Genomic DNA, 12,788 nt, shown 5'->3' with positions numbered 1-12,788 from the left:
GCAACATACTTAATTATATTGAGTTATATATTAAAAGGCCATTTCTTTAAAACCCTTACCTCTTACTTCAATGGTATCCATAATTGAAATTACTGCTGAAGAATCTATGTCTTGAATTAAATCCTTAGCTTGTTCAATTTCTTTTGGAGTTAATATGCAATATATAACATTTTTCTTAGAACCAGTATAAGCTCCTTCACCATAAAGATAAGTTACACCCCTACCAAGCTTTTGTAAAATTTGTTGTTTTACTACATCACTATCTTGAGTTACTATAAACATTACTTTTTCTCTATCCATACCCTGTAAAACTTTATCAATTACCTGTCCATTTAAATACATTGATATTAAAGTGTAAACTGCAATTTGGAAACTTCCTATAAGCATTCCTATAGTAACTATTATAATATTAATCATAAATGCAATTCTACCTATGGAAGCACCATATTTTTTCTTTATAACTACAGCTATTATATCTGTACCACCCTGAGATGCTCTGTTTTTGAATACTATTCCCATACCAATTCCTGTTATAACCCCTCCACATAAAGCAGAAAGCAAAGGATCTGATAAATAATAAAAATTGTGAAGATTCCTTGTACATATAAGCGCTAAAGACATAGAAATCATTCCAATAAAACTGAAAATCCCAAACTCTTTATCTACACTTCTAATCCCTATTAGAAATATAGGTATATTTATCAAAATTACAAAATAACCTGAAGGTAACTTTAATAAATATTGACATATAATAGCTATACCTGCTACTCCTCCACTTAAAAGTTTATGAGGCACAATAAATATATTAACACCTATAGAATAAATAAGACTTCCAATTATAATCATCAATATTCTAATCAAGTTTTCTTTTTTTAACATAAATACTTATCTCCTTAAATTTTAAAACTATCTTATTTGTTATATAAATTGTATTATTCCCTTGTTTAACTGTCAATGGACTCCTAAATGGATTAATCCATTTAGGAGTCCATTTTCAAGTTCATTTGTTTTTATTCATGTACTAATCCTTGTATTTCTAATGAATGCTTTAATTTCACATTGGAGAAAATTCAGATAATTATTTAAAAATAATCTTGTGTTTTTTATATTTATAAAAAAATCCATTAGTTCCAATTAATATAACTTTAATGAATAATTGATGGTAATTTTGTCCTAAAATATTTTAATGTTTTTTTAATTTTCTGAATCATTATCAAAAGAAAACCATTTCTAACTATTAACTTAAAAAATAATGTATATAAATAAAAGCTATGAAATTTAAGGTATTAACCTTATATTTCATAGCCTTTTTAATTAAAAATGAAATTTACATTCTTTAAAATTTCATAACTTTAGCTTTCTATACCTACTCTTGCCTGAACTCCTTGTGTATAGTAATGCTTTATTTCCTTCATTTCTGTTACTAAATCAGCTTTTTCAATAAGCTTCTCATTTGCATATCTACCTGTAAGTATTACTTCTACATTTTCTTTTCTACTATCTAACATTTCTATAACTTCTTCTACAGGGAAAAGCTCATAGAATACAGCGATGTTTATTTCATCTAAAACAACTACATCATATTCTCCAGAAGTTAAAACTTCCTTTGCTCTTTCTAAGCCTTTTCTAGCTTCTGCTATATCTGCCTTAGTTGGCTTATTAAATATAAAATGATCTCCTCCAAATTGTTCTAATGTAAAGGTAGGTAAATATTTTACTGCATTTAATTCACTATATTTCATGCCTTTAGTAAACTGTCCAAAAAAAACATTTTTGCCAGCGCAAACAGCTCTAAGTGATAATCCTAAAGCTGCAGTAGTTTTTCCTTTACCATTACCTGTATACATTTGAATATATCCTTTATCCATGACAAATACCCTCTTCCTTTATATACTAAATATTAACAACTCAACTATCCTCTAAAAAGTTGCGTTGCATTATGCTTATATTAAGTGAAAATTCAATTAATAATTAACTTTTTACTTATATCTCAATCTTATCTAAACTTTGTATTGGATATATTTTATAACCATTTAATTGCCTCGCAACCTTTACCGCATAATTAAATTTCTCATCATCTTCATATATTATTCCCAATACATTTCCACTGTGAGCCCCAATTATTCCAAGGCCGCAAGTTTTATTTTTTATACTTATTACATCTTTTATCCAATCATAATAAAGCCTTTTTTGATTTCTAATAATGCTTTCCGTAGACACATAAGAAAGCTTTTTCAAATTTTTTTCCTGTATAGCTTCTTTTAAAACTTCATATAAATCATCTGCTTTACTTAATTCAGGTAACTTTTTACTATTAAATTCTACTGTATCTACTACATTTTCCCCTTCAAAAGCTAATATATTATATTTAAAATATGAACCTATTTTTTCTTTATAAATTCCCTTTTTATAATCAAATATAGTAGCTTCATTAAAAATTATGCTATCTGTAGGTTCTATTTTTATGCACTGTTCTATAAGTTCCTGCTCATTAAATTCCCTTTTAAACAGCTTCAACAAACAAGCATAAACTCCACATAAATCTGCGGTACTGCTTGCCATACCTTTTCCATAGGGTATGTGCGAAAATATTTCTATATCTAAATTATCTATGTAATTTTTATAATCCCATTTAGTTAAAACATTATCCAAAAATCCAGCTGCTTTTTTCCATTTAAATTTATTCTTAGGGCTTGTACTCTCTAATACTTTAACATTAGTATAAATATTAACTGGACAAGACAGCAAAACATCCCTATCCTGCACCCTGCCTTGAAGCACTTCTCCAAAACTCCCTGGGTATTTTGTTGTAAACTCCATAAAATACACCCTTTACCTTTTAGTTTTTATTAAGGCATATTCAAAAATAACTAGTCAGTATTTTAGTGTATTTTCTTTTATATGCCTAACTTAAGTTTTTCCACAATATATTGCACTAGGTTTTTTTCATCATAGAAAATAGTTTTATATTTTCTGTTACTTCTATCTATTATAAAAGCATATATATCATTATCTACACATGCCCTTATTTTATCCTCTGTTCCACCTTGAATACCACTGTCTTTTAATATCATAGCTTTTGCTTCATATTCTTTTATAAAGGCACAATTTAAATTATAACTTATAGGTCCCTTCATAGCTATTATATCATCAATTTTTACACCTTTGTTTAAACATTCATTCATAACCTTTATAGAAGGTAATACTCTATGAATTATTCGGTTTTCTATATTTAAAGATAATATTTTATCTAAATTTCTACTTCCGCTGGTATTAAGTATAGTTCCCTTTATATACTTTAGTTTATCATAAAGTCCTTCATAATTTTCTACTTCTATAACTTTTTCATGATTTTTAAACTTATCTACACAGGATGCTCTTTCATATCTTACATAATCTATATTTAAATCACTGCAAGCTTTAATAGCATTATCAGTAATTTCTAATGCATAAGGATGTGATGCATCCACAAGCATATCCACACCCTTTTCTTTAAATAATTCCTTTAATCCTTGCAAATTTAAAGGTTTTGTATTTAAACATGCATACTTATAATTTTGTAGTAGTTCTCCACCATATTCAGTAGCAGTGGATATTAATATATCTTCAGTAAATTTGTTTAAAAGAGATAGTATTTTTTTTCCTTCTGAAGTTCCAAGAATCAAACCTATCATGTTAAAAATCTCCAATCTTTAAAAAATGTAAAACATTTTCAGAGGACATTTGACAGAGGACAGAGGACAATGAAGGTGAGTTTTCTTCCTTACGTCAGAAAACTAATTTATTTCTAAAGCTTGTTTTACTAATGCAAAATAAGCTTTAAATTTATATTAGTCATCAATGTTTCACTTTAGTGAAACAAGTATTTGAAAATTTAATTAAAGATTTTTCGGAGCACAGCGGAGAAAACTCCTCCTTCACTGTCCTCTGTCAATTGTCCTTTGTCCTCTAAAAAATCCTCTGTCCTCTGAAAAAGTTGATTCACAATTTGCTTATTATATTAAGTTAAACTTTCGTATATCCAAAAGTTCAGTTACTTAAATAATGGGTTTCCATTTATGGAATCTTTAATATGTTCTACATATATATCCTGAAAAGCTTTATTTTCACCTAATCCATGTAAATACACATTAACCTTAAATCCTTCTTCTTCTAATTCAGTTTTCCAGGAATCTTCTTCCCCTGCCATATCATTTATAGCATGATCACCTGCTACCAACATAAAAGGCATTAATGTAACCTCTTGTATATTATCCTGTCTCATCTTTGGAATTACATTTTCTAAGGTAGGATACCCCTCTACTGTTCCTACATACACCGTATCCAAGTTTCCATCCTTTAACATGTACTGAAGTAAAGCATAACTAGAATTAGCTGGATGCACAGAACCATGCCCCATAAGTACTACTGCATGATTCTTATCCATAACAGGAAGCTGTTTTTTTAATGCATTTACTGCTATTTTATAATCATTTTCTCTATATAAAATGGGTCTTCCTAAAACTAATTTAGAAAAGGTATCTTTATATTTATTTACTCCATTTATTACCTTATCATATTCATCTCCAGGCATGATATGTAATGGCTGAACATAAACTTCATCAAAACCATCATCATTCATTTTTTCTAAGGCCTCTTCTACAGTATCTATAAATAGCCTTTTTTCTTCTTTTAATTTTTTAATTATCATATAAGAAGTAAATGCTCTTCTTACCTCATATTCTGGAAAACATTCTCTTATTTTATTTTCTGTACTCTCAATACAAAGTTCAAAGGCCTGTGGAATACTTGTTCCAAAACTTGCTACCAATATACCCTTTTTTCCCATAATAAATTCTCCATTCTTAAATATTAATTACTAACTAAACATTATATCCTCTAGGAGTTATAAATTCATTATCCTTTATATAACTTTTACTATTTCCTATTATTACAATTGAAAACATGTCTACATTAGTGTCATCAAAAGAATCCATTGTAAATAATGTTCTTTCTTCACCATCTCTTAAGGCATTTTTAACTACAGCAATTGGTGTAGTTCCTTCTCTATATTTTTTTATTATATCCATACATTCCTTTAAATAAAGAGGTCTTCCATTACTTTTAGGATTATACAATGAAATAATAAAATCTCCTTGTGCTGCTAGTTCAACTCTCTTTTTTATAAGCTCATAAGGCGTCATAAGATCACTTAAACTTATATTGCAGTTATCATGCATAAGAGGTGCTCCTACTACTGAAGCTGCTGCTGAAGATGCTGTAACTCCTGGTACTATTTCTACATCTTCATCTTTTCTCATTTCTAATATAAGTCCTGCCATTCCATAAATTCCAGCATCTCCTGTACTTACTATGGAAACTACCTTATCCTTTGACAATTCTAGTGCCTTTTTACATCTTTCTACTTCACCACGCATACCTGTGGAAAATATAACTTTATCCTTTATAATAGGTTTTATAAATTCTATGTATTTAGTATATCCTACTATAATGTCACTTTCTTCTAGTGCTTTTACTGATTTCACAGTCATATAATCTAATCCACCTGGTCCAATTCCTACAACATAAAGTTTTCCCATACTAACACTTCCTTCTATTAAGTTTAAATCTCACCAATACAAATAGTCATACCCTGAGCTTTTATTTTTTCTGTAATTAGTGCTCCTCCTGATAACTCAACGCAGGGTTCACACACAGCCCTAACCCCTATAGTTTTTTCTACAAAATCACTACCTGCATACTTATGATGTATCTTTTTTATTTCTTCTAAAGAAAATATCTTAAGTTCACAGCCTAAGTATTCTCTTAATTTTAATATAGCCTTTTCATCTTTTTTAATTTCCACTGTGGCAATAGACTTTACTGCCCTTTTATCTAAATCATATTCTTCTAAAATACGCTCTACAGAATCTCTCATTTTATCTGTATCAAAATCTTTTCTGCATCCTATTCCAAGTACAATATCTTTTCTTATAAGCTTTAAGCTATTTTCTTTACATGCATCAAAGGTTTCTTTTAAATTATGAGTAACATATACCATTCCTTCAGCTTCTTCTATGCTGCTTGTATACCCTTTTGGTAAAGCTATGATATTTTTATTATCTAAAAAAGCTACCTGTTTTTTATCTACTAATAAAGCTGCAATATTTTTAGCATCTTTAAGATTATCTATTACAAGTCCATAATCTTTGGCAATTATATCAGGTGCAGTAACTCCCATATTATCCGTAGCAGTTGTTATAACAGGAGTACTTTTTAGTATATTTGCTACCCTTAAGGTTAATTCATTAGCTCCTCCCAGGTGTCCACTAAGTAAGCTTATAACAAACTTAGAACTACTGTCTATAACTAGTACCGCTGGATCTTTATCCTTACTTTCTAGATAATTTGCTATAGCTCTTACTGCTATTCCTGTGGAACTTATGAATATTATTGCTTTATATTCTTTAATGATTTTTTCGGTTAAAACCTTTATACCACTTTTTTTTACAGTTTCTCTAGAGTACAGGTCTATATCCAAGCTTTCCTTAAGCTTTTCTGCAATAATATCACCTTGCTCAGTTACACTAATTACTGCTATCTTCATCTTTTCCCTTTCTGAACATATGTGAAAAACCTTCATCATATAAGAGACTTTTATTATATTCACAATCTATAAAGTCACCTACAAGTATTTGGGCTGTTTTTGTTATATTTTCCTTTTTAACTTTTTCAGCTATATCATCTAAAGTTCCTATAACACATTTTTGATCTTCCCAAGTAGCTCTTTGAATTACAGCTATAGGCACATTTCTTCCATATCCCTTTTTAAGCTTTTCAACTACTTTATCTATCATACTTACAGAAAGGAATAATGCCATAGATGCACCTATAGATGCTAACTTTTCTAAGCTTTCTTTTTCTGGTACTGGAGTTCTTCCTTCTACCCTAGTGAGTATTACAGTTTGGCTTACATTTGGAAGTGTAAATTCTCTTTTTATGGCAGATGCAGCTGCTGTAAAGGAACTTACTCCTGGAACTACTTCATAAGGTATATTGAATTTTTCAAGCTCATCCATTTGTTCTTTTATTGCACCATATATAGCTGGATCTCCAGTATGAAGTCTAACTACCTTTTTATTTTCTTTATAAGATTTCTCTATAACTTCTATAACTTCATTTAATGTCATAGATGCTGAATTATGTATTTCTACACCTTCCTTGCAGTTTTTAAAATGTTCTTTACTTACTAATGAACCTGCATATATTATTACATCAGCTTCCATTAATATATTTCTTCCCTTAACAGTTATTAAATCTGGATCTCCTGGTCCTGCTCCTATAAAATACACTACGTTTTTCATAATTAGTCTCCCCTTTTCTTAGTCTCTTTGAGCTATAATAAGTGACATATAATCTTTATTTTTTAATATTTCTTCCCTATCTCTAAATACTTCCTGACCTTCTCTATATGCTCTTTTTACAAAAACATATTTAAATCCTTTTTTATCTAAAACATCAAGTACCTTTTCTTCAACTTTATAAACCTTCATTATTACCACAAATTTTTCATCGGTAATTTTGTCCACCTGAGTTGCTGGAAGTATTAAAACTCTCTCATCACCTATAACTATAGGCTCACCTGCAATGCTTGCTCCAGCACAAAATGAAGTTATACCAGGTACTGTTTCTGTATTATATCCATGATCTTTTATATATTTTAATAGGTATATGTATGTACTATACACGAAAGGATCTCCTATAGTTAAAAAAGCAATATCCTTTCCTTGTTTTAATTTTTCCTCAATGGTTTTGAAAGCCTTATGTATCTTTTCTTCCTGCTCTGCTCCTCCCATAGGAAAATGTTTAACCATTACCTCTTTATCTTCAGTAATAAAGTTTTTAGCAGTTTCCAGCGCAATACTATTTCCACCTTCTTTAGCAGATGGAGCTATTATAACATCACACTTTTTAATAACATTTACAGCTTTTAATGTTAAAAGTTCTTCTGCTCCTGGACCTACTCCTACACCATATAAAGTTCCTAATTTTGTAGCTTTACTTTCCATAATTGATTACACTCCTACTTTTTAATTTTCACTAAAAATTGATCTACTTTGTTTTTGTTCCTGTTAAGATGAATATGCTGTTATTTGAAAACATCATATAGCTTTTTCCTCTACTTTTATTTACAGAAATCTGCGCACATTCAACATTATAATCTAAAGCTTTTAAGGTATTCATAGCTCTATATAAATTATCTAAAGTGATAAAATTCAATACCATATTTCTTCCTTTTTTAAGCTTTAAATCATAACTTTTAATTATTTTTTCTATGTTTCCACCACTGCCGCCTATAAATATAGCATCAAAGGTTGCTTTTATGCTTTCCTCTACTTCCATTGCTTCTCCTTCTACTATATTTAAATTTTCAGTTTGGAACTTTTCTTTATTTAACTTTATCATCTTAAGAGCTTCTTTGTCCTTTTCTATAGCTATTACTTCACCTTTTGAACAAATTTTAGCTATCTGTATGCTTACAGAACCTGTTCCTGCACCTATATCTAAAACCCTGTAGTCCTCTTTAAGTTCTAGCTTAGCAGTACTTAAAATTCTAACTTCTTCCTTAGTCATAGGGCAGTCCCCTCTTATAAATTCATCATCCCTTATATAAATCATTTCTCGTTTTCCTCCACACAGTATTCCAAGTTTTCTACTACTGCTACACATAAATTACTGAAGCTCATATTCTCCATTTCTTCTATATCCGCTATAGTAATCTTTTCATCTTCATAAGATAAATTTTCTCCCACATATACTCTGGCTTTTACATTTTTTTCATTAAGTTCTTTACATATATAAGCTGGAGTATGTTTTTTATCTGTGAGCCATATAGATACAGCATTATCTCTTACTATGTCATTAAATTTGTCTTCTCTTCCATGGAGACTTCCTAAAAAAGTCCCCTGCCAGCTCTTTCCTATTTTACTCATCATATATTGAAAAGAACTTAATCCTGGAATTATTTCTATATTCCCTTTATAATTTTTCTTCAAATAATCTGTTATACCATAGAAAAGAGGATCTCCTGATGCAACTACTGACACATTTTTGCTTTCTTTAGAATTTATTAACTCTATTATATCTGTAAGCTTCTTTACTATAACTTTATTTCCTTTAACAAAATAAATACTTTCAATGGCTCTTTCAAATCCAATTATTAAATCAGACTTTTTTAAAGTATCTATAGCCTTTGGTAATATGTAATCTTTGTTTCCAGGGCCTATCCCCACAATATAAACTTTATTCTCCATTTCTTAAAACCACCTTTTTTCAGAGGACATTTGACAGAGGACAGAGGACAATGAAGGTTGATTTTTTGCTAATGCAAAAGAATCTTTAAATTTATATAAATAAGCAATGTTTCGCTTTAGCGAAACGAGCATTGAAAAGCTTAATTAAAGATTTTTCGTAGTGCAGCGTAGAAAAATCCTCCTTCACTGTCCTCTGTCAATTGTCCTCTGTCCTCTGTCCTCTCAAAATATTGCTTCATAATATTTTTAATTAATGTATTACTTTCCACTTTAATTGCCTTTCTCTACACTGCTATAAAGTATTCCTCTATCCATAGCATACATAATAACCTCTGCCTTTATATTATTGTAGGTGTACTGTTCTATTTTATTTTTCACTTTTACACCAATATTTTTATATAATTCTTCATATCCATCTCCAAGAAAATTCACAGCACCTTCTGTGGTTTTTTGATTATAAACCTTTTGTACAAGTTCTCTATCTTTTCCCATTAAAGCAAGTTCTAATGCCAGAGTTTCTAATCTTACATCACATATTCTACTGTGAGTATTAAAACAACCTGAAGCAACTTTACACAACTTGCCTATGTGTCCAACTATAAGTACTTTTTCAATACCTTTTTCCACACAGGCATTTAATGCAAAACCTAGGTAATTTGAGAATATAACCATTTTATCGGAGTCCAGTTTCTGTTCTTTGGCCATGTTTTCACCCATGTTTCCAAATAACAGTATCAAATCCTTATATCCTTTTATACTTTTCTGATTAATTTCAATTTCTATAGATTTTGTAAGAGCTTCCTCTGACATAGGTCTTACTATGCCTGTTGTTCCTAATATAGATATTCCACCCTGTATGTTAAGTCTTGGGTTAAAGGTTTTTTTAGCAATTTCTTCTCCTCTAGGTACAAATATAGTTATTTCCACACCTTTATTATTAAAAAGTACCTCTTTAACTTCCTTTTCAATCATTTTCCTTGGTACTGGGTTTATAGCCGGCTCCCCCTTTGCTACATACAAACCTTCACTACAAACCGTACCTACTCCAGTTCCACCCTTTAAGCTATAACCGCTTTCTTTCTTTTTCGCTCTTGCCCATATTTCTATACCATGTGTAATATCAGGATCGTCCCCACCATCCTTTAGCACACAACATTCTATGTAATCGTTGCCTTTTCTTATCTTTTCTATTGGTATTAAAAGCTCTATACCATAGGGTGTATCTATTTTTATTTCCTTTACCTCTTCATTAAAGTATAACATTCTTGTTGCCGCTTTTGCTGCCGCTGCTGCACAAGAACCTGTAGTATATCCGCATCTTAATCTTTTTCCATCACAATTCACATACATATCAAGCATATTTTCACCTTCTATCTGGACATTTTTTATAGGATTTCTAGCTCTCAATTTAACTTATACTACGAGAATTATTGGTAATGTTTGAAATCTATAAATATATCTTCAGAGGACAATTGACAGAGGACAGAGGACATTGAAGGTGAGTTTTCTTCCTTATGTCAGAAAACTAATTTATTTTTTTAGGCTTGTTTTGCTAATGCAAAACATCGCTTACTCATAAACTGCCATTAAAAAATAAAAAAGCAAGAGTTTTTTAATTAAAGATTTTTCGTAGTGCAGCGAAGAAAAATCCTCCTTCACTGTCCTCTGTCAATTGTCAACTGTCAACTAAAATATATTTAACTATTACTAATAAACATTTTTATAAGTTAATTTTCTATTTTATATTCCTATATTATGATACTATCTAGCTATCATATACATAAGTGCATTTACTATGGAGGCTGCTATACCACTTCCGCCTTTTCTTCCTCTTATAGTTATCATTGGAACATCTAACTTTTCTATTTCTTCTTTAGATTCTGCTGCTCCTACAAATCCTACTGGAGCTCCTACTATAAATTTAGGATTTGCCTTTCCCTGCTTTGTAAGTTCTATAAGTTTAAATAATGCTGTAGGTGCATTCCCAAAAACAAAGAATTCTACGCCTTCAGCTGCAGCTTTCTCTACTGCTGCCATAGAACGGGTTATTCCTCTCTCTTTAGCTATCTCTGTTACATCTTCTCTAGATACAAAACATTCCACTTTGCTGTTAAGCTTTTTTAATGCAGCTTTATTTATACCTGATGCAGCCATATTAGTATCTGTATATATTGTAGTTCCCTTTTTTAAAATCTCCAGTGCACTATCTATAGCACCTTCTCTTATATAAATTAAATCTTTATACTGAAAATCTGCTGTGGTATGTATAACTCTTTTTACTATTTTAAGCTCTCTTTCTGTGAAATTGTGGGGTCCCATTTCTTCTCCAATTATTTCAAAACTTCTTTCTTCTATGTCCATAGGAATTTTTATATAATCCATAATTTATTCTCCATTCTGCTTTTATTGCTACATTATTTTTCTCTAATATCCACATAACAGTGGCTATTTAATGCTGCTTCATCAAAAGTTGCCATATTATTCATAGCTTCAAGTGCTGCTTCTATAACATTGAATGCAAGAGGACAACCTGAACCTTCTCCTAATCTCATTCCTAAATTAAGCATTGGTTTTAAGTTAAGTTCTTTCATCATATAAACTGCTCCCGGTTCAGCTGAAAGATGCGAAGGAAATATAAAATCTATGACATTGTTATTTAATCTATATGCACAAAGTGCTGCTGCTGAAGATATTAAACCATCTATTACTATAGGCACTCTATTTTTTGCTGCTCCTAAAAAGCAACCACAAATTCCTGCTATATCCAAACCTCCTATTTTAGAAATTACATCTATAATATCATTTTTATCAGGTTTGTTTACTTCTATAGCTTTCTGTATAACTCTTTTTTTATTTTCAAATTGTTCTTCAGTAAGTCCTGACCCTTTTCCAGCTACAACATCTACTGAAAGATCTGTTAACACACTTAAAACTGCTGCACTAGTACTAGTATTTCCTATCCCCATTTCTCCTGTGCCAAACAAATCATAGCCTTCTTTAACTAACTTATCTACAACTTCTATTCCTGCTTCTATAGCTTTTACAGCTTCTTCCCTAGTCATTGCAGGTTCCTTAGCCATATTTTTAGTACCATATACTACTTTCTTGTTTACTATTTTAGGATTGTTAAATTCTCCCTTAACTCCAACATCTACAACAGTTATATCTGATTTGGCATACTTAGCCAAAACGCATACCCCTGTTATACCTCTAGTAAAATTATTAGTAACAGTTGCAGTAGCACTTTGATCACAACAGCTTACTCCTTCTTCACAAACACCATTATCTGCACACATTATTACTATATTTTTTTTATTTATTTTATTATATATTTTTCCTGTAATACCAGCCATTTTTGCAGCTATTTCTTCCAGTTCCCCTAAGCTTCCTATAGGTTTGGTAAGATTGTCTAGTCTATCCCAAGCTGACTTTATAGCTTCTTTATTTGATGAATTAATTGCTTTCAATGTTTCTTCTAATAATCCCACTGTTTTC

The 12,788-nt window shown here is 30.3% G+C and carries 14 protein-coding genes; all 14 read right to left on the bottom strand.

The window, feature by feature from the left end; translation table 11 throughout:
* Positions 1–30: 30 nt before the first annotated feature.
* On the bottom strand, positions 31–879 hold the full coding sequence (locus tag HBE96_RS18845) for a YitT family protein (protein ID WP_169299256.1): 849 nt from the start codon (positions 877–879) through the stop codon (positions 31–33).
* A 473-nt stretch (positions 880–1,352) separates the two neighbouring features.
* Positions 1,353–1,868, bottom strand: a complete 516-nt coding sequence (gene cobO, locus HBE96_RS18840; RefSeq protein WP_169299255.1) for a cob(I)yrinic acid a,c-diamide adenosyltransferase — start codon at positions 1,866–1,868, stop codon at positions 1,353–1,355.
* A 115-nt stretch (positions 1,869–1,983) separates the two neighbouring features.
* Positions 1,984–2,820: a GHMP family kinase ATP-binding protein gene (locus HBE96_RS18835; RefSeq protein WP_169299254.1), complete on the bottom strand. Its 837-nt coding sequence runs from the start codon at positions 2,818–2,820 to the stop codon at positions 1,984–1,986.
* A 77-nt stretch (positions 2,821–2,897) separates the two neighbouring features.
* Entirely contained in the window at positions 2,898–3,674 is a 777-nt protein-coding gene (locus HBE96_RS18830; protein WP_169299253.1) for a cobalt-precorrin-6A reductase, read from the bottom strand.
* Positions 3,675–4,033: 359 nt separating this feature from the next.
* Entirely contained in the window at positions 4,034–4,828 is a 795-nt protein-coding gene (locus HBE96_RS18825) for a sirohydrochlorin cobaltochelatase (protein ID WP_169299252.1), read from the bottom strand.
* A gap of 34 nt (positions 4,829–4,862) precedes the next feature.
* The gene (cobJ, locus tag HBE96_RS18820; RefSeq protein WP_169299251.1) at positions 4,863–5,579 is read right to left on the bottom strand and encodes a precorrin-3B C(17)-methyltransferase; all 717 of its coding nucleotides are present in this window, start codon (positions 5,577–5,579) and stop codon (positions 4,863–4,865) included.
* 23 nt (positions 5,580–5,602) lie between these two features.
* On the bottom strand, positions 5,603–6,625 hold the full coding sequence (gene cbiG / locus HBE96_RS18815; RefSeq protein ID WP_243186995.1) for a cobalt-precorrin 5A hydrolase: 1,023 nt from the start codon (positions 6,623–6,625) through the stop codon (positions 5,603–5,605).
* Positions 6,567–7,343 carry a precorrin-4 C(11)-methyltransferase gene (cobM, locus tag HBE96_RS18810; protein WP_169299250.1) on the bottom strand — a complete coding sequence of 259 codons (777 nt, stop codon included), beginning with the start codon at positions 7,341–7,343 and terminating at the stop codon, positions 6,567–6,569. Before cobM ends, cbiG begins: the two co-directional genes overlap by 59 nt.
* Positions 7,344–7,361: 18 nt before the next feature.
* Positions 7,362–8,048 carry a cobalt-factor II C(20)-methyltransferase gene (locus HBE96_RS18805; protein ID WP_169299249.1) on the bottom strand — a complete coding sequence of 229 codons (687 nt, stop codon included), beginning with the start codon at positions 8,046–8,048 and terminating at the stop codon, positions 7,362–7,364.
* 43 nt (positions 8,049–8,091) lie between these two features.
* Positions 8,092–8,658: a precorrin-6Y C5,15-methyltransferase (decarboxylating) subunit CbiT gene (cbiT, locus tag HBE96_RS18800; RefSeq protein ID WP_169299248.1), complete on the bottom strand. Its 567-nt coding sequence runs from the start codon at positions 8,656–8,658 to the stop codon at positions 8,092–8,094.
* Positions 8,655–9,293 (bottom strand): precorrin-6y C5,15-methyltransferase (decarboxylating) subunit CbiE, encoded by a 639-nt coding sequence (cbiE, locus tag HBE96_RS18795; RefSeq protein WP_169299247.1) that lies wholly within the window; start codon positions 9,291–9,293, stop codon positions 8,655–8,657. The genes cbiT and cbiE overlap by 4 nt, the downstream gene beginning before the upstream one ends.
* A 270-nt stretch (positions 9,294–9,563) precedes the next feature.
* Entirely contained in the window at positions 9,564–10,652 is a 1,089-nt protein-coding gene (gene cbiD, locus HBE96_RS18790) for a cobalt-precorrin-5B (C(1))-methyltransferase CbiD (RefSeq protein ID WP_169299246.1), read from the bottom strand.
* A gap of 402 nt (positions 10,653–11,054) precedes the next feature.
* Positions 11,055–11,678 (bottom strand): precorrin-8X methylmutase, encoded by a 624-nt coding sequence (locus tag HBE96_RS18785; RefSeq protein ID WP_342590202.1) that lies wholly within the window; start codon positions 11,676–11,678, stop codon positions 11,055–11,057.
* Between the two features lie 29 nt (positions 11,679–11,707).
* The gene (cobT, locus tag HBE96_RS18780; RefSeq protein WP_169299244.1) at positions 11,708–12,781 is read right to left on the bottom strand and encodes a nicotinate-nucleotide--dimethylbenzimidazole phosphoribosyltransferase; all 1,074 of its coding nucleotides are present in this window, start codon (positions 12,779–12,781) and stop codon (positions 11,708–11,710) included.
* Positions 12,782–12,788: the final 7 nt, after the last annotated feature.

This window comes from Clostridium muellerianum (genome assembly GCF_012926525.1).
GTDB lineage: Bacteria > Bacillota > Clostridia > Clostridiales > Clostridiaceae > Clostridium_AM > Clostridium_AM muellerianum.
Note: the sequence above shows the minus strand (reverse complement) of the source record. Positions and strands in the feature narration are given on the sequence as shown.

Bases quoted from the DNA above. Each gene is read 5' to 3' on its own strand.
- HBE96_RS18845 (WP_169299256.1), bottom strand. From the start codon at position 879: ATGTTAAAAAAAGAAAACTTGATTAGAATATTGATGATTATAATTGGA.
- cobO (WP_169299255.1), bottom strand. From the start codon at position 1,868: ATGGATAAAGGATATATTCAAATGTATACAGGTAATGGTAAAGGAAAA.
- HBE96_RS18835 (WP_169299254.1), bottom strand. From the start codon at position 2,820: ATGGAGTTTACAACAAAATACCCAGGGAGTTTTGGAGAAGTGCTTCAA.
- HBE96_RS18830 (WP_169299253.1), bottom strand. From the start codon at position 3,674: ATGATAGGTTTGATTCTTGGAACTTCAGAAGGAAAAAAAATACTATCT.
- HBE96_RS18825 (WP_169299252.1), bottom strand. From the start codon at position 4,828: ATGGGAAAAAAGGGTATATTGGTAGCAAGTTTTGGAACAAGTATTCCA.
- cobJ (WP_169299251.1), bottom strand. From the start codon at position 5,579: ATGGGAAAACTTTATGTTGTAGGAATTGGACCAGGTGGATTAGATTAT.
- cbiG (WP_243186995.1), bottom strand. From the start codon at position 6,625: ATGATGAAGGTTTTTCACATATGTTCAGAAAGGGAAAAGATGAAGATA.
- cobM (WP_169299250.1), bottom strand. From the start codon at position 7,343: ATGAAAAACGTAGTGTATTTTATAGGAGCAGGACCAGGAGATCCAGAT.
- HBE96_RS18805 (WP_169299249.1), bottom strand. From the start codon at position 8,048: ATGGAAAGTAAAGCTACAAAATTAGGAACTTTATATGGTGTAGGAGTA.
- cbiT (WP_169299248.1), bottom strand. From the start codon at position 8,658: ATGATTTATATAAGGGATGATGAATTTATAAGAGGGGACTGCCCTATG.
- cbiE (WP_169299247.1), bottom strand. From the start codon at position 9,293: ATGGAGAATAAAGTTTATATTGTGGGGATAGGCCCTGGAAACAAAGAT.
- cbiD (WP_169299246.1), bottom strand. From the start codon at position 10,652: ATGCTTGATATGTATGTGAATTGTGATGGAAAAAGATTAAGATGCGGA.